The 18,183-nt window shown below is 33.1% G+C and carries 14 protein-coding genes; 5 read left to right on the forward strand and 9 right to left on the reverse strand.

Going from position 1 to position 18,183, the window contains the following annotated elements; genetic code table 11:
- Positions 1-280 precede the first annotated feature (280 nt).
- Positions 281-1,216 carry a hypothetical protein gene (locus F1737_RS03970; protein ID WP_317137481.1) on the reverse strand — a complete coding sequence of 312 codons (936 nt, stop codon included), beginning with the start codon at positions 1,214-1,216 and terminating at the stop codon, positions 281-283.
- Positions 1,217-1,428: 212 nt separating this feature from the next.
- On the reverse strand, positions 1,429-1,803 hold the full coding sequence (locus F1737_RS03975; protein ID WP_317137482.1) for a hypothetical protein: 375 nt from the start codon (positions 1,801-1,803) through the stop codon (positions 1,429-1,431).
- A gap of 430 nt (positions 1,804-2,233) precedes the next feature.
- Here F1737_RS03975 and F1737_RS03980 point away from each other — a divergent pair, with 430 nt between their 5' ends.
- Positions 2,234-4,060, forward strand: coding sequence for a dipeptidase (locus F1737_RS03980; protein ID WP_317137483.1), 1,827 nt, complete (start codon positions 2,234-2,236; stop codon positions 4,058-4,060).
- A gap of 207 nt (positions 4,061-4,267) precedes the next feature.
- On the forward strand, positions 4,268-5,116 hold the full coding sequence (locus F1737_RS03985; protein ID WP_317137484.1) for a hypothetical protein: 849 nt from the start codon (positions 4,268-4,270) through the stop codon (positions 5,114-5,116).
- Between the two features lie 3 nt (positions 5,117-5,119).
- Here F1737_RS03985 and F1737_RS03990 read toward each other — a convergent pair whose 3' ends face one another.
- From F1737_RS03990 to F1737_RS04005, 4 genes are all read right to left on the reverse strand, one after another.
- Complete coding sequence (locus tag F1737_RS03990) at positions 5,120-6,427, reverse strand: NCS2 family permease (RefSeq protein WP_317137485.1); 1,308 nt, start codon at positions 6,425-6,427, stop codon at positions 5,120-5,122.
- A gap of 190 nt (positions 6,428-6,617) precedes the next feature.
- Positions 6,618-7,247 (reverse strand): hypothetical protein, encoded by a 630-nt coding sequence (locus F1737_RS03995; protein WP_317137486.1) that lies wholly within the window; start codon positions 7,245-7,247, stop codon positions 6,618-6,620.
- 27 nt (positions 7,248-7,274) lie between these two features.
- The gene (locus F1737_RS04000) at positions 7,275-7,775 is read right to left on the reverse strand and encodes a ferredoxin-thioredoxin reductase catalytic domain-containing protein (protein WP_317137487.1); all 501 of its coding nucleotides are present in this window, start codon (positions 7,773-7,775) and stop codon (positions 7,275-7,277) included.
- Positions 7,768-8,058, reverse strand: coding sequence for a glutaredoxin family protein (locus F1737_RS04005; protein ID WP_317137488.1), 291 nt, complete (start codon positions 8,056-8,058; stop codon positions 7,768-7,770). The genes F1737_RS04000 and F1737_RS04005 overlap by 8 nt, the downstream gene beginning before the upstream one ends.
- A gap of 156 nt (positions 8,059-8,214) precedes the next feature.
- Here F1737_RS04005 and ftsA point away from each other — a divergent pair, with 156 nt between their 5' ends.
- The 3 genes from ftsA (at position 8,215) to F1737_RS04020 (ending at position 15,390) form a co-directional block, all read left to right on the forward strand.
- The gene (ftsA, locus tag F1737_RS04010) at positions 8,215-9,561 is read left to right on the forward strand and encodes a coenzyme F390 synthetase (RefSeq protein ID WP_317137489.1); all 1,347 of its coding nucleotides are present in this window, start codon (positions 8,215-8,217) and stop codon (positions 9,559-9,561) included.
- Between the two features lie 103 nt (positions 9,562-9,664).
- Positions 9,665-13,504: a PAS domain S-box protein gene (locus tag F1737_RS04015; RefSeq protein WP_317137490.1), complete on the forward strand. Its 3,840-nt coding sequence runs from the start codon at positions 9,665-9,667 to the stop codon at positions 13,502-13,504.
- Between the two features lie 353 nt (positions 13,505-13,857).
- The gene (locus F1737_RS04020) at positions 13,858-15,390 is read left to right on the forward strand and encodes a hypothetical protein (RefSeq protein WP_317137491.1); all 1,533 of its coding nucleotides are present in this window, start codon (positions 13,858-13,860) and stop codon (positions 15,388-15,390) included.
- 424 nt (positions 15,391-15,814) lie between these two features.
- On the opposite strand, the gene F1737_RS04025 is transcribed toward F1737_RS04020, so the two are convergent.
- From F1737_RS04025 to F1737_RS04035, 3 genes are all read right to left on the reverse strand, one after another.
- Entirely contained in the window at positions 15,815-16,645 is an 831-nt protein-coding gene (locus tag F1737_RS04025) for a PAS domain-containing protein (RefSeq protein WP_317137492.1), read from the reverse strand.
- A gap of 257 nt (positions 16,646-16,902) precedes the next feature.
- Complete coding sequence (locus F1737_RS04030; RefSeq protein ID WP_317137493.1) at positions 16,903-17,358, reverse strand: hypothetical protein; 456 nt, start codon at positions 17,356-17,358, stop codon at positions 16,903-16,905.
- A 57-nt stretch (positions 17,359-17,415) separates the two neighbouring features.
- On the reverse strand, positions 17,416-18,084 hold the full coding sequence (locus tag F1737_RS04035; protein ID WP_317137494.1) for a tetratricopeptide repeat protein: 669 nt from the start codon (positions 18,082-18,084) through the stop codon (positions 17,416-17,418).
- Positions 18,085-18,183 lie beyond the last annotated feature (99 nt).

The raw sequence follows: 18,183 nt of genomic DNA on the forward strand, positions 1-18,183 counted from the left end.
ACCTATATCTAATTTTATTGAGCCCACCAATAGCTCCAATACGCCATTTTAATAGTCTTTTTTTGATTTTAAGAAAGGTTCAGATTTTTTGAGATATTCTGCTGAAAACTGAAAACAAATTAAAAACAAATACCAATATTATAGATGTATATGGACTATCTCCTCAAAGTGTTTTTGAATTGATAAAAGAAAATTGGTTATGTTCTTTAATATCTTCCATAATATCAATTGTAGCTGTAATTTTTATAAGTGATGTATTAACAAAATTTATAGGACCATTTTAACTGGCTTTTGTATATGCTTTACAGTAGTTCTTCATTGGACATTCGTCATATAATTTTGTACAAATCCCAGGTTGGTCATTTTTAATGTCATTAATTGTAATTAATTTTGTTCCTATTTGATATGTAATAGAATTTTGAAAACAAATATCTACATTTTGCAAATCAAAATTTATTAATTTTAATCCGATTTTTCCAAATTCGAATAAAAATTTATTGAACTCAGAAAAAATTATATCAATATGATTATCAATATTATCAATTTCTATTTTTACACGACCACTGACAGTATCCTTTTCAAATTTTATGTGATCTTTAATATTATCTACATTTTTATTGGATGGAACTCCTTTCCGTTTGTTATATATTTGATTTAGATAACCTGGTTTCCCATCTTTTGAAAAAAATAAAAAACCAAATAATGAATGTGTCGCTTCTGTTCTTATCCAATGAACTTCATCGTACCAATCTGTTATTTTCATGAGATGACAAAAGTCATCATCTATCATAATTTTTTCAGATAAGATTTCTGATCTCAATTTAGAAAATTTGGAAGTTAAATTCATTTTAGGATAAATTAATTTAATTATCATTGCGAGACTTTCACAAAAACTGTAGATACAATTCATGAAGGTTTCATATTTCAAAGTAAGTGCAATTAGATATTGAGTGGAACGAATTTTAATATCATCGCAATACTCCTTCCAGTAAATATCGATTAAATTTTTTAATTCTTCAAATGCAATTCTAATCGCATTATATTTATCTTGAATTGTTTGTGACCAGTTAGTAGCATCTTTGATATGTGAGAATTGAATGGGGAAGTATCTTAAAAACAGCTCTAAATCTGTGTATTTTTCAGTTCTAATTGGAAAATTATTTACAATAAATTTTCCCTTGCAAAAAAAACCATTTCGTTCTTTATCATAAATCATATTTATTCCTTTAAGAATCATAATATATGGATTTTTATATTCAGATTAGCAATTTAATATCCTATCAACCTCTTTCAACAAATTTCGATGTATTATTTGCTTTAAAAGGTTCTCATTTGCGGATTTAAAGACATTTGTTGAACTTTCCTCAAATTCATCTTTAATCATTTCAACACTCAGACAATTCTCATAATTTTCATTTTTGTCCTGTTTCATAATTTTTTTAAGACCTCTTGATGAATTCCACAGACGATAGGCACCGCGACCCAGTGAAAAAGTCCCCTATGGGTTCCGTCAGGCATCTTCTTAACTCCCCTTCTTCCTTTTACAGTTTTGAATTTTTTAAATACCTGAGAGTGAAAGACAAGATAGGCAGGACTTAACATAACGTCAGTATAATTTTTATTATCAAAGGAATTTTCAAAGATTATGGATTTTCCCATATATTTGAAAATATATTGTGTTAAGTAGTCAAGTTTTTTAGATTCCACTTCTGAATTATGAGAGCCTAACTTTAAACCATGTTCCTTAGATGGAGCCCCATATTTCTTCGCCCATAAATTTTGTAATCTCTCTTCATACGGCATGAAATCTTTCTTTGAAATATCATCATATGCAGACGAGTATAAACAGATTGTATTTGAGGTTCTACAATTCAGAAATATGATACATTCCTTCTTATCTTATTCCTGATAAGAAGAGAAGACTTCCAAAATCCATTTTTAGGATAATATTTAGTATAATCCAAGAATATCTTCTATAGAGAGACCCTTCCCAACTTTACTTCGGGCATCATTTGAATCATGACAGTTTGTAAGGGTAAACAGTGACAATGGCTAGGATTTTTTTTGACATTCATCAAGAAGATGCAATTTAGCCTGTCCTGCCTTCATGCATTCCGGTTTCAATCGGTGTATGCAGGTCATGTTTAAAGGATAGGAGAATGTCAATTATTGTAAAATTAGATACCTAATCAATTTAAAAGGTTTTTTATATAGTTGAATACTTTTTTAAAGTATGGTTAAAGTTAAACTACGTTCGGATTTATCCTATGTGGAATATATGACCGCATTTTTTATGGTGCTTTTAATCTGCATTCCTACGGCTGTTTCCGGGTGTACGATATTTGCTGTGACGCCAGACGCTTCATCAGACGGATCAGTCTACGTTGGACATACAAATGACGGTGTCGGGAAAGACTGGAGAAATGTTGATGATGTTGTTGTAACCTACGTCCCTCCGGCAGATTATAGTCCCGGAGAAAAAAGAGCGGTATATTTTGATCCTAACAGTGGTTCAGACGCTGCAGGGAATAAGGCAGGAGATTCATCCCTTTTAGTTCTTGGATATATTGATCAGGTGCCTCATACCTATGGATACTATACAAGCTCCTATGGCATGATAAATGATCAGAATCTGATGAGCGGTGAATGCACAGATTATGCAAAGTATGAACCAGGAGCAGAACCTGAAAAGAGAATTTTTTATTCATCCGAATTATCAAACATTGCCCTTGAGCGATGCACAAAAGCAAAAGAAGCGGTTTTGCTTGTTGGAAACCTGATTGATACATACGGATACTACGGAACCGGTGAGACACTAATCTTTGCAGACAAAGAGGAAGTATGGGTCATTGAGATGTGTGGAAATCCGGACGGCGACAACGGCGGCCTCTGGGTTGCTAAAAAAGTTCGCGACGGAGAGGTTTTCGTAGCCGGAAATGAGTTCAGAATCCGTGAAATTGTTCCTAGCAATCAGGACATGTTACATTCAGAAAACCTATTTGAGGCTGTTGAAAATGCAGGGTGGTGGTCGCCGTCTGAGGGTACCCTGGACTGGCTTAAAGCGGTAAGCTTCGGTGAGTATTCACATCCTTATTATTCACTTATGAGAGTATGGAGGCTTCAGGACAAACTTGCCCCGTCGCTTGGGTTAAGCCCTTATGTTGAGGATTCATATACAAAGGAATATCCTTTTTCAATAAAACCTGACGCAAAGGTGGATTTTAAAACCGCAATCAATATGTTCAGGGATCACTATGAAGGAACAGAATTTGATTTAACAAAAGGCTCTGCGGCAGGTCCTTTTGGGAATCCATATCGCTATCTCGGCCCGATGGATGCACATACTAACTTTCAAAATGAATCGTACATGGAAGTTCGTGCAGGTGCGAACGTAAGGCCAATATCGGCAATATTTTGCAGTTACAGTTATGTAGGCCAGATAAGACCAAATCTTCCAGATGAAATAAGTGGTGTTTTATGGTTCGGACCCGCCGTTGCATACGAAACTGTCTATACACCTGTATATGCGAATTCAGAGAATATTTCCAATTCATATTCCTCTGGAAATCGACTAAAATATGATTATGATAAAGCATACTGGACTTTTGACCTTCTCACAAACTGGGCGATGCTTAAGTACAATGTAATGATAGATGATATTCAAAGCGAACAGGTGAGGCTTGAGACAGAATCATATAATATGCTAAAAGATACAGACGAAAAAGCAGTTGAATATCTAAATAGCGGGGAGACTTCGAAAGCGAAGTCATTAATCACAAATTTCACTGTAAACAGGGGAGATGAGATAGTTTCTGACTGGAAGAAACTTACGGCAACTTTGATTGTCAAATATTCAAACGGGCTTGTTACAGACCCTGTCACAGAAGAAGTTACAGAGGATGGATGTCCTGAATGGTGGTATAATGAGACTGACTATCAGTATGGGCCGAGAGTTTATCAACTCGATGAACTTCGTGAAACTGAGGATCTGAATTATACAGGTAAAAGTGTCTGGATACTTAAGAATTCCTCCTTTGAAGAGATTTTAGATCAGATTTAGCTTATAACCACACAGTTTATTTGCAGATTCCAAAATTAAACTCTATTTTTTCATATTCATAAACTGGTTGAAAATTATTTTCCATAATATCAATAAATCCAAAATTTTTTGGAGTAACAATTATTTTATCTGAATAAGTTATATTTCAGTTCTGTGATATCCTGATTAAATATATTGTGGAAGTCATGATTTTGAGGTATTCTGGTAATGAACGATTATATCCAAAAGGGAATTTCCCTTTTAGAACAATTAATTGATTATGCATTAATATTGCCGCAAAAAGCATTATCCGGAGATCTTTTTGCGATAATGATCTGTCTTATTTCAGTCTATATTCTTGCGGTTTCTATAAAAAAATTTACAAAATACATAATTTTGGGTTTGAAAAAATTAATTGTTTTAATAATTATCACAATAGCACTTTTCATTTTTGTTCAGGATTTTCTCTTTAGGATTTTAACTGACGGTTTTACAGTTGATACACTTATTTTTGGATTTGCAGGATTTGTCTGTGGAATTGTTGGACTGATTATTGCAATTTCAACTGTTGTCAGAGCAGTAAAAAAATACAGGGAACATAAAGACAAGATCGAAAAACATCCGGTTTTATCTGATGAAAAAATATTACAGGTAAAAGAATATTCTGAAACAGAGCAGTATGTCCAAATTCCTTATATGCCTGATAAATTATCGCGATTTGCAAAGGATAATTCAATAGGAATGGTTCTAATATATCTTATAATTGCAGAATTTGGAATATTTTCATCGAAAACCATCCCTGCAGTAAATGCACTGACCGGTCTTTCATTTTTTTTAATATTTATCATATTTGCAGTAATTTTCATAAAATTAACATATGTAAACTATTTTACCGGGCTCAAGCATCTTTTGTTTGCATTAATATTGGGATTTATCCTTTCAATTCTTTTGGGATATTTCTGGGGAGGAATACCTCTAAAAATATTGTTGTCAATACAATACTTTGCAACAGATGCCCTCGTGGCACTTATAACAGGGCTATCATTAAGCCTTTTTATGTCAAGCAAAGGAAAATAAAAATTAGTATGGGTAGAAAATAAAAAACAGAGTACAAAGGGCAAATAAAAACCAGGATGCCGGATGAACTTCTTTCCATTCTCCTTTAATAACTTTAAACAAAGGATATAATACAAAACCACTGCAAAGCCCGACGCCGATATTGTAGGTAAAGCTCATCAAAATTATAACAACAAATGCAGGGATTATTTCAGTCTGGTCTTTAAAATTCATCAATTTTATTGGCTGCATCATAAAGATTCCAACCATTATCATTGCAGGTCCTGTTGCAGATGCAGGTATTGCTGCAAAAAGTGGTGAAAAGAAAAGAGCCAGAGAAAAGAGTATTGAAACAACCACTGCTGTCAGGCCGGTCCTTCCTCCTGCCAGAATTCCTGTTGCGGATTCCATAAATGCTCCGCTTGTAGTGGTTCCGATAAGTGGTGCAAAAATATTGGTGATCCCGTCAACTAAAAAAGGTTTTTCTATTTCCGGCAGGTTTCCTTTTTCATCTAAAAATCCTGCCTGGGCTGATACTCCGATTAAACCGGCCATTGTATCCAGAAATGACATGGTGAAAATTGTGAGTACTACTGCAACAAATCCCCAGGTGAATACTCCTGCAATATCCAGTTGTAAAAGAATAGGAGTTATATCGGGCGGCATACTGATAATTGCTTCAGGAGGGGTTATTATTCCTGTTAAAAATCCCGCCAGGGATGTAAAAATAATTCCAAATAATATTGCACCGTTTATTTTTTTAATTATCAGTCCTGAAATGAAAATAAAACCTGCAATTGCGAGAAGAATTTCCGGACTATTTAATTCTCCCACATGAACGGGGGCGGTTTCTGTCCCGAGTATTACAATTTTTGAGTTAACAAGGCCCACAAATGTAATAAATAACCCGATTCCTACAGCAAAACTGTACTTTAGATTTTGTGGAATTGCTTCGCACATTAATTTTCTGCCGCCTGCTAGAGTCAGGATTGTTAGCAGTATTCCGCTAATAAAAACTGCTCCCAGGGCCGTCTGCCATGAATAACCCAGAACTCCGCAGACAGTATATGCGATAAATGCATTTTCACCCATATAAGGTGCAACAGCAAAGGGGCGGTTTGCATAAAAACCCATTATAAGTGTTCCAAATACTGCTGTAATTATCGTAGCAACTACTGAAGCACCAAAGGGAATTCCTGCTGCAACAAGTATGGCAGGGTTGACAACTATGATATAGGCCATTGTCATGAAAGTGACAATCCCGGCATTTACTTCCTTTTTTATGTTCGTGTCATTTTCTTTAAGTTTGAAAATTTTCTCAATGTATGTCAATGCAAAGCTCCTGCTAAATAAATTCTGATTTAAAAAAATAAAAGTTGTGTTCTGTTTCGGATAATGAAAAATCAATTGTTATCTGCAAAAAATTAATTGTTGTTTGTAAAAATCCAGATTTTGCCTTTACAAACAAAATTAAAACTCAAATTCTGAATTCTTTCAAATTTTTTAAAAGTTATTTAGAATATTATATTCCGCTACTTATTTCAAACAATATTTTTGGGCAGGTGCAGTTGTTTCCAAGATGACATACCGCAATTTTATTGCATGTAAATCTGAAAGGCAGGCCCGGACAGGGATTCAGTTTAGAAACATCTCCGTTCCCGAGAGTTATGTGAGGAGAATAATTTTCACCTGTTGATTTTTGTAAATAATCTGAAGAGTATTCCAGAGTGAATTGAGATACCGGATTATTGTTATTATAAACCATTTCTTCTGTAATATTTCCTGTGTGATATTTGAGAAGAGCTGATGCAATATCGTTTTGTATTTCAATAATCCTGTTATCTTTATTAAGATCAATTCCTGAAACTTTTTCATTTGCAGAAGTCATTACAACTGCAAATTTTTCTATTGATGCAAAATATGGCAGATACCTATCAGATATTTTTTTTAAATCATCTTTCAGACTGACCAGATCCGACTCTTTTATAGAACCCATTGCAACTGAAATATGTGGGAGGCATCCTTTTTTGTCAAGTATAAGTTCACTTTCTTTTGTTAATGAGTTCAGAGTTTTGTTAATTGATATTGAGAGATCCATGATATTTTCAGGAGGGAGAAATACAATATCGATTGCATATATTTTTTCTGACATTGTGAAAGTTTTAGAGTTTATAATTATTTAGATGTATTTTTCAAAATTTTCTGATGAGGCACCACAGATTGGACATTTCTCCGGCGGATTTTTTCTTGAGCATAAATAGCCGCACACCCTGCAGCGAAATACGGGATATGGAAGATTACCTGTTTTTATCAGACCAGTATCTGTATTTTCTTCTTTTTTTGCATAGCGTCTGTCGGGTATTTGGATCAGGTCTTTTTCGCCTGAAAGAACACTTTTTGAAACATAAAGGGCACAATAACAGCATCCGAACTCACTAATATCATCATCCCTGTAATCACAAGGGCATATTATATCTTTGTTGTCAGCTTTGTCTCCGATAAAAAGTCTGCAGGGACATGAATTGCACCCGTATCTGTTTTTATTAATTAGTAATCCTTTTACCAGTTCTTTCACATAATTTATATCCGGATTCAGAAAATATCCGCTCTTTTTGGTTTCTTGATTCAGATTCAGATATCCTGTATTTATTGTGTCTTCATCTGGTACATAATCAGTCATTTAAATCCAGCACCTTTCTTATTTCATCAAGTTTTGAGCCTACAATTACTCGTGTACCATTTATTACTATAGTTGGAAAAGAACCCCTGGGATTATATTTTTTAACTTCAGAATATATCTCATCAAGTTCATCGGGTTCTAAAAGATCAACATAGATATAATAGTACGAAACATTGTTTTTTTCAAGAAATTCTTTTGTTTTTCTGCAATGAACACATGTACTTAAGGCGTACAGTTTTATCTCTCCGCAATTTTTTCCATCTACAAAGTTCCATTTTTCCATACTGGCCTCGGTGTTATATGCCAGATTATTCGCAATCAAATAAATAATTCACTGTCATGGTGTGGAATGTATATTTTATGGATCATATCAGGATTCATTTAAATAACTGCAAGGCATTATCAGATTTGTTTAGATTACATATTTGGGGGTTTTGTGATGGAATATTTTAATGCCGATATTGAATTAATGTCACGTTCGGAACTTGACATTTTTGTTGATGAAAGAGTACGGAATACTATAAGATATTCAGCTGAAAATTCTCCATTTTATAAAAGATGGTTTAAAAAAAATAAAATTGATCCTTTTAATATAAAAGAACATGAGGATTTAAGGGAACTTCCAATTATTTCTGGTAAAACAATCAGGGAGAATCAGCCACCTCAAAGAAATGAGTTTTTATTTAAAAGTGTTGAATGCAGTGAAGTATTTACAATTCATGAAACCAGCGGAACAAGTGGTATTCCTAAAACCTTTTTTTCAACATGGGATGACTGGAAAAGATATGCGGAAAAATATGCACGAATATTTGTATCCCAGGGGTTGGGGGAAGGGGACAGAATGGCAGTCTGTGCTTCCTATGGAATGAATGTTGGTGCAAATACAATGACCGTTGCTGCCAAAAGAATAGGATTTACAATAATTCCTGAGGGTAAATGCACTTTTCCTGTCAGGGTAATGACAACATATAAACCAACGGCAATTGTAGGCAGTGTTTTTAAACTAATTCACCTTGCACAAAGACTTGAGGATTCAGGCATTGACCCTAAAGAATCAGGTGTGGAAAAACTTATAGTCGGGGGAGAAGGATTTGCACCTGAATCAAGGGCTTATCTGGATAAAATATGGGGTCTGGATGTTTGCAATACATATGGAAGTACTGAAGGGGCGATGTGTGGAGAATGTAAAATCCGTGAAGGGCTCCATGTCCCTGAAGATCTTGTTCATATGGATCTTTATAATGAAAAGATGAAGGATTTTGTTAGTGAAGGAAATGAAGGAAAAATAGTATTAACAACATTAATTCCAAATGGCGAAAAAGCAGGAACTGTTTTAATAAATTATGAAACTGATGATCAGACTGAAGTTTTGTCAAAGGAGAAATGCAGATGTGGAAGAACCCATATGAGGATAAAAAATCCAAAACGGGTTTCTGAAAATGTATATCTTGAAGAAACATCATTTAACAGAATTGATATTGAGAGTGGTGTTTTTCATCCTCAAAACATGAAATACCTTACAGGAGAATATGAGGCATTTTTGTATTATGATCCTGTTAATAATCAGACGACAATGCAGGTCGGTCTTGAGTGCAGGGATATTCACAGCTGTGATATCAAATTAATAAAAGATAATTTTCTTTCATCGTTTTTTAAAAATAATAAAATACTCGAAGATTATTTTACAGAAGGTATTTTTGATATAATTTTTAGAACCGTAAAAACAGGTGATCTTGGACTTTACAAGTTAAAAGGAAGGCCCAAAAGGATTGTTGACAGACGGTGAATAATAGCCAAATCCAAAATATATTGTCGGACATTATTGCTGTGCATACCTTTATATAATGACATATACACTCTAAAGCGTGATGCATTCCGAAGAGGAAACTTTGGAAAAAATACTGAATATTGTTCGTTTTAAAAGTAAAGGGATGACGATAACCGAGTTATCCCGTCATACGAACATTCACAGGAACTCTATTGCAAAATATCTTCAGATTTTGTTAGCATCAGGCAAAGTTGATGTGCAGCTTGTGGGGAATGCAAAAGTCTACACTATATCCAAAAGAGTTCCTATGAGCTCAATGCTGAGTTTTACTTCAGATTTTGTTGTTTTAATAAATAAAGAGGGCAATATTCTGGATGTCAATGACAGATATCTGGATTATTTCAATCTTAAAAAGGAAGATTTGCTTAATCAGTTGTGGTCGGATTTAGATCTTCCAATAATAAAGCATCCGGAAGTAAAACCTCTTGTGATAGCGGGTTTGGAAGACGGAGAAAAATCCGGATATGAAATTATTTTTGATAAATCCGGTAGGGAACTCAATTTTTACATAAATATTATTCCTATTGTGCTTGACGGAGGAGGTAAAGGCCTTTTCCTGTTTATGCAGGATTTCACGGCTCAAAAAATTGCTGAAGAAGCAATGGTTGAGAGTGAGGAGAAATTTCATAATCTTTTCAATAATGCACTTGATGCAATTTTACTATATGAAATAAATGATGATGGATTAATAGGAAATCTTCTTGAAGTAAATGAAATTGCTTCAAAAAAACTGATGTACGGTTATGATGAACTTTTAAATATGCCTGCCAGGTCAATAATAGTTCCTGACAGCTGGGATATTTCTTCACAGATTGATCAGGAACTTGCAGAACAATATAATTCAATATTTACCGGATTTTTGATAAAAAAAGATTCAAAAAATATACCTGTTGAGATAAGCAGCCAGATTTTTGAATTGAATGGGAGGCTTGTTGTATTATTTATTGTAAGGGATGTAACGAAGTGGAAAGAAACCCAGAAAAAATTGGAAATCAGTCAAAACAGATATCGAGGGATAATTGAGACTCAGAAAGAAATAATCTGCAGGTATTATCCTGATGGAACATACAGTTTTGTTAATGATGCTTTTTGCAGGTATTTCAATAAAAAAAGGGAAGATATTCTTGAAAAATCTGAGTTGTTCAAAATCCCGTTTGCCGACAGGGAAATCATTCAGTCAGGTCTGGGTCAGATTTCAATTGATAATCCCGCTGTTAATTATGAGCACAGAGTTATAATGGAGGACAACAGTGTTCGGTGGATTCAATGGAATAATACCGGTACATTTAACGATTCCGGAGAAATTGCGGAATATCAGCTTGTTGGAAGGGATATCTCTGATCAAAAAAAGGCAGAGCAGGCACTTAAGCAAAGTGAAGAGGTTTCCAGAATACTCCTGGATGAATCAAAAAATTCTGCAATAATGATTGACAAAAATGGGAATATTCTTGGGTATAATAAAAAAATTTTTTCATGCTATGATTTAAGGGTTGATTTAGATGATCCCGGTCAGGAATCAATAAGGGGAAAAAACTACTCTGAGATTTTCAGCAGTGAAGATTCTGATTATTTTTCATTGGCTGTTGAAAACTGTATAAATAATAAAAATGGAGGATTTTTTAATAAAAAAAAGAATTCCCGAACATATCATATGAGTTATTATCCCATATTCGATGAAAATGAGGATATTGCGAGAATTGCTTTTTTCAAGCATGATATTACAAAAATCAAACAGATGGAGGACAGCCTCACCGGGACAATAAAGAAGTTAAGTGAAATTATTGAATTTTTACCCGAGGCAACATTTGCAGTTGATCTTAATAAGAAAGTAATTGCCTGGAATAAAGCCATGGAGAAGCTTACAAATATTCGAAAAGAGGATATTCTTGAGATGAGTGGGATATATTTCACTCCTTTTTATAAAGAATCCGGGAATATGCTCATTGACCAGCTGATTAAGGAAAAAGATTATATAAATTTAGATCAGTCTGAAAAAAATGCATTAACAAAAATTGGATATTTTAAGGACGTTTTTGATGGTAAAGGTGCATATCTCTGGAGTAAAACTTCATATTTATATGATGACAGTGGTTTGGTTGTCGGGGCAATACAGACATTAAGGGATATTACGCAGCTTAAAATGACACGCAATGCTCTTGAAAAAAGTGAGATGAGATATCGGGCTGTTGTTGAAGAACATACAGATATGATCTGTCGTTTTTCAATGCCTGACAAAAAAATTTCCTTTGTCAATAAAGAACTTTGCAGAAATTTCAATTTTACACCTGAAGAGTTAACCGGCCAGGATATATCCATTATTTTTCCTGAGAATGTTTGCAGGGAAATTAGGGCAATAAAACTAAATTTCTTTGTTGAGGGACAGGCATCTTACTATGAAACCAGAATTGTGGATTATAAGGGTAATTCATTCTGGCAGGAATGGAAAATAAACCCGATTATTGATAAAAATAACTATTTGGTTGAATTTCAGTGTGTAGGGCGGGATATAACAGACAAAAAAGAAACTGAGATCAGTTTAAGGGGAAGTGAAAAGAAATACAGGGACTTAATTGAAACATCAAAGTCTATAATTATTAAGCTTAACAATAAAGGCAAAATCACATTTATAAATGAGTTTGGCGAGAGTGTGTACGGTTATTCCCGTGATGAAGTAATTGGTAAGGATTTTTCAGGCACCCTTGCTCCTGAAATAGAATCTAACGGCAGAGATACCCGTGAGTTTATTCGTGAGGTTTGTGAGAATCCGGAGTTATATAACATCAGTGAAAATGAGGGTATTACAAAAAATAATAAATTATTATGGATCTCATGGTCCTTTAGTCTAATAAAGGATAAAAAAATAAAAGATGACGGGATACTGTGTATTGGTTCTGATATTACTGAAAAAAAGAAATTTGAAGAACTGCAAAAATTATCAGAGAATAATCTTGATACATTGCACAAGTCTGCTGTAAAACTGTCTGAAATGTCAGGCTTAAATTCTATTTTAGAATATATTTCTGTGGAATTAAAAAATATTGTACCTTATGCAGTTGCAAATATATCTATTCTTAATAAAAACTCCGGTATGTTTGAAATATATTCATTTAAAGGTTCAATTGATGGATATGAAGGTATATGCTGTGATATGATGGAGCTAAATCTTCATGAGCATAAATACAGACTTCCTGAAGGCTATGCCGGTAAACTGTTGAATGAAAAGATTCTTGTCTCCGAAAATGGAGTTTATGGACTATTCCAGGAAAGTCTCCCGCTATACAAGTGTAATACAATAAATAACATACTCAATATTGGTAAATGCTATACAAAAGGGTTATATTGTAATAACAAACTTTATGGATTAATCTCATTTGCCATTCACGGGGGTGAAAATATGTATGAAACGCAGACTTTTGAGATATTTACAAACCTGGTTTCAATGGCAATACAAAAAGAATATTCAATACAAAATATTTCTTCCGGAAAAAATGGGAATGCAATACCTCTGTCTGAAAAGAATCACACTGTAAATAATTTAATTCGCTTTGAACGTCAGATTACAAAAAAATGTATTGACTGTATTCCAAAGCCCACTTTGACGGTTGACATTAATGGTAAGATCACCACTATTAATATCCATGGATGCGATTATCTGAAATGTTCTGAAAGTGTAGCATTAGGAGAATATTTCTATAATCTTCTGCCTGAGGATTTGCAGAATGATGCAAGAATCATTCATCATAAACTTACTAATGGGAGCATGGAAAGTAACCTGACACTGTTTGCTAAAAACAATGATGATAGAAATAATGATTACAGTTATTCCTGGAAAGCCCAAAAAATTACTGATGATCTGGGAAACATGAAATCATTGCTTTGGATAGGGGATTTTGGAGAGTGAAATTAAGTATTGAGATACTTATTTGCAATTTCAGGATATTCAGGATATGCAGTCAGTATTTGTCCGGCAAAATTTTTTAAGACATATTCATGATATTCTGTTGAATTAACTATTACTAAGGCTGGGGGTGCTTAAATTTGTCATTCATTAATATCGAAAGAAACCAAAAAGTAAAACACAAAAATTGTTCCGGTCGGTTCAAATTATTGGGATTATGTGAAGTTAGATCTGATTATGTATTCAATAAGATTAATTTTCACAATATTCTTTTAATTTTGCTGGTTACCGGATTTTTGTTTTTCGCCGCATTTGCACCGGCAAGTGCTTCTGAGGAGTTAACTACTGGTGAAAATTTGACTGAGAAAAAAAATTCAACTTTAGAAAAAATTGAAAAACCAAATAATATTCTTGATAAACTGGGGCTCATTTCGGAACCTGATCAGAATTCAGCTTTTGATACCAGTGTTAAAAAAGTAACGGCATCAGGGGATTTTGAACTTGATGAAATCTCGGGTGTTCTGTTAAATGAAGCTTCCAAAAATTTTAGAGGCCCTGGTCTGAACAGTGTTAGTACTAATATTGAAGTTTATGATCTTATTCAGGATATTGAGATATCAGATCCGGATTATATGTTAAGGAAAAACGGGCTTGTAATAGACATAAATTACAAAAGCGGGGGACTCAACAATCTCCAAAAGACCTTGTGGGGATATGAAGTTGATGCAACCTCAATTGTGAAGACATTTTATTTAAGTAAACAAAAGAATCTGATTGGCTTCATAATAATAAATTTCAATGATGAGAATAATAAAATACCTCCTGTTAAATTCAAGCTTACTGCGGCTGATATGCAAAAATTTAAAGATTCTGTCAAAGATGGGATTTACATAAAAAAAACAGAATGGTCTTTTGTAAAATTAGATGAAAATTCAGGAATAATTCCTTATGAAGATCCTGATTCCAGAATATATGCTGACAATATTTTATTGGGTACTAATGATGTCATGGAATATACTTTTCTGACATCTGATGAATTTAAAAATTACATTAAAGAAAAGACATATAGTCTGAATGATCTTGCACAGGATATTAATGAACAATATCATCGGAAAGAATGGGTTGGATCAGTAGAGAAGTCAACTGAGTTAATATCTTTATCAGAACAGTACAGGGAAGAAATAAGGGGCATAATTGTACCAATAGGTTTGGAAAATGCAAAAAGCGACTATGAGAGAGCTCTGGATGTTTATTCTGATTCAGGAATGTACTTATGGTACGGAATTACGTTTAACGACCTGGAAAAAATAAGTAAAGGCAGAAAATCTCTTGTTGACGGGCTTGACAAATTAAATGATGTTTTGCAGACTTTGCAGCTTGATTCAATTGATAAATATAAGGTAATTCCTCCGTCGACAAATGCACTCTTGGTTTCTGATGGTATGAAATTAAAGGATATTTATAAATATCAGGATCCGTATGGTTTTAATGATATTTCACTCCAGGTTGATACTTTTGGCTATAAAAATACTTATTATAGCGAAGAATCCAAAGAATATACAACTGCTTCAATCGGAAAAAAATATTTTTATGTTGTAGTTGATGTTACACACCTTGGATACCGTGGCGGTAAATATGAACAAATAAACACACCGGACAACAGTGATTTCACATTGTATTATATGGGAGAGGAATTTAAGGATTCAACGCCCGAAGGATACGTCTTAGGCCTTGGGCACACCTATAAAATGAAAGTCCTTGACAGAAAAGAACACATGGAAGCCGTTTTGATATTTGAAGTTCCTGAAGATTTTTCAGAGAAAAATGCTTATCTTAAGGTTGATCTTGGAAGTGAGGGCATACCAGTCTGGAGTTTTTCATACCGTTAATAATTTTTTTAAATTGAGTTAATATTTTTTTCAAAACTGAAGGGAAGAATGATGCAAAAACTCCCTTCATGTATTATGGGTTTGTGGTCAATAAATGAATGGATATAATTGACCACATATTTTCTCAACCTGGAATATTATATATTTTTCTAAATCATTTTCAATCTATTTCAATAATATCTGCATATGAAAAAATATGTGGAAATTTCTTCTATGCCATAAGAATACCATTAACTTTTAGAAAAGGCTGGTGATTAGGCATCAAATGTAGTTTTTTTAAATTGATTAATATTTGGGGGCACGTATTATTTTTATATTAACAATCTTGCCCGTGGAGACCTGAAAAAATACATTTTTGTATTGTATTTATATATTATATGTGTAAGAAAAAAAAGTTATTTTATTAATATTATTTGATTATTTGTTATGAGTATTCGTCCATTTTGATATGCTTTTTTATGAATTCACGTATTTTTTCTGCTTCACGTAATCCGATATTTATTTCTCTTAAACTTTCATCTATTTTTTTGGCCTGATCATAAATTAAATTTGAATTTTCACCTCCTTCAAGATCAGTAATTCCGACAATTGTCTGGAGGGGATTTCTTATATCTGCATTTATCTGTTCATAATTTTCGACAGATTTCAGGAATAAGTCAAGCTCCCTGATAAGCGTTCTAAGTTTTTTTTCGCTTTTTCTAAGTTCCTCAAGTGATAATTTATAGTCAGTGATGTCTGAAAAAATAATTATGAGGCCTGGTGAACCTTCCAAATAAACGGTAGGGATGATTTTAGTATTATACCATCTGATGGAATCCGGTTTTTTAATTGAAACCTCTTCGTTTATTTCATTCCCTTTCATGGCCTCTTCAATATTTTCATCAATATTTATTCCAAATTTTTTTATAACAGAATTGAAATCCTTGTTTTTGATTTTCTCTTCATTTAAATTAAGAAGATTTAAAAAATTTGTATTTGCCCTGATTATCTTTTTATTTTCATCCAATAGTATTACAGATTCTGCTGATAGATCCATTAATTCGTTTATCGGAACCCTTTTTGATAAAAAAAATACTTTTGCCTGACCATATGACTCCATATCAACCTGACCCTGAAGATTCATTATTTCAAGATAATGACCTACCGAAATTCTGTTAACTCCTATGGCTTCAGAAATCTGTTTGACGGACATTCCACGTGGATTATCTTTCAGGATTTCAATAATTTTTATAAATTCCTTTTGGTCTTTCGGCATAATTTAGTAATTGGTTTTTGTAAAAATGAAACTTTCCATATATTTTTATCATGATATCTGTTAAAAAACATAAAAACTACTCTGAAATTATGATTAGAAGATATATTTATTAATTCAGACTATCATATTGTTTCAATATTTAATGGCATCCAATAAATATGTGTGATAAATAAATTCAAAATATTCTTTTTGTATATTCCTGTCTCAAAAATATATATTATCACGATATCTTAAAAGAAAGAACAGAGGATAAATTATTAAATTAAATACCCTAATTTAAAAACGCCTTTTTCTTTCTTTGAGTATGGGGATCTCAGGTGAAGAAAATATATTTTCAGGGGCATTTTAAAGACCAGTATGATTTTTCTCATACAAATCCGGTCTTTGAATTCAGGTAATTTAATTATTTCTAATTTCATGGCTGGTTTAGTTAAAACAACTGCCAGATCAAATTGTCTGGATATTATTGGAATTTTTGAAAATAAACTGGTGAGCGCACCTAATATCTCCTCAATGTCTGATTGGTGCAGATAACTTCTATTATCCTCTTTAGCTTCTTTCTTGTAGTCAGCATTCCAGATCTGGCCATTGAACCATGAAGTCATCCCTGCCAAAGATAATTTGAGAATAGCATAAAGATACGTCACCACCAAACAATAATAATTCTGGTTATATATTGATGTGCAGGGCATTTTTAAATTGTTTTTTTGCATGGCACTCAGGATTTTAAAATATGATGGGATAAAAAATAGTATCAATATATTTGTTACTTAAATCCATCCTTCCAAATCACGATTTGATTCTTTAATTCGATAATATGTCTCATTGTTGTGCACTTCCATTCCGGTAATGAATATTTCCACATTGCTACATGCATTCGTTGTGCCCACATACCTGCTGCTCCCGGGTGCTTCCCACAGATTAAGTCTGTTCCATTTTATCCAGAAGTCTGCATTATCAGGATCACTTAATGGCAGATTTACCTTATATAGTATCTCTCTATTAAAGGCTTCAAAATCAGAATTTGAATAATTCATATCAGGATTAATTATATATGATATTCCCTTCTCTTTTATTCCCATACGTATGAGGCATAATTCTTTTGTAAGATATGCTTCACTGTTTCTATCATTAAGAAGAATAGCCCTGTCTGCTGAAATAACACTCTCTTCATAATTATATAATTTATAAAGAATAACCGATTTTAATGATGAAGAAAATGGATTTGAATTGTTAATTTTTGTTGCAAAATCAATATTTTCAAGTGCTTTAGAATAATTTCCGCTATGATAATGGAATAAGGCTTTATCAATCTCTTCTTCTTCATTAATAAAAAAGGCGTTTCCCTGTATAATATTAGGAATCTGAAATAATACAAATAAAATTGCTGGAATTACTAAAAGCAGAATCAAATTTTTTTTTTTAATAGTACATGGCAATACACTTCATCCCCCATAAAAAATTTTTAAACCCGGATTTCTCTTTTTCAGATGTTTAATCGTCTGATCAAATTAGTAGTTTTTGTAATATATAAAAAT

Source organism: Methanoplanus sp. FWC-SCC4, assembly GCF_032878975.1.
GTDB lineage: Archaea > Halobacteriota > Methanomicrobia > Methanomicrobiales > Methanomicrobiaceae > Methanochimaera > Methanochimaera problematica.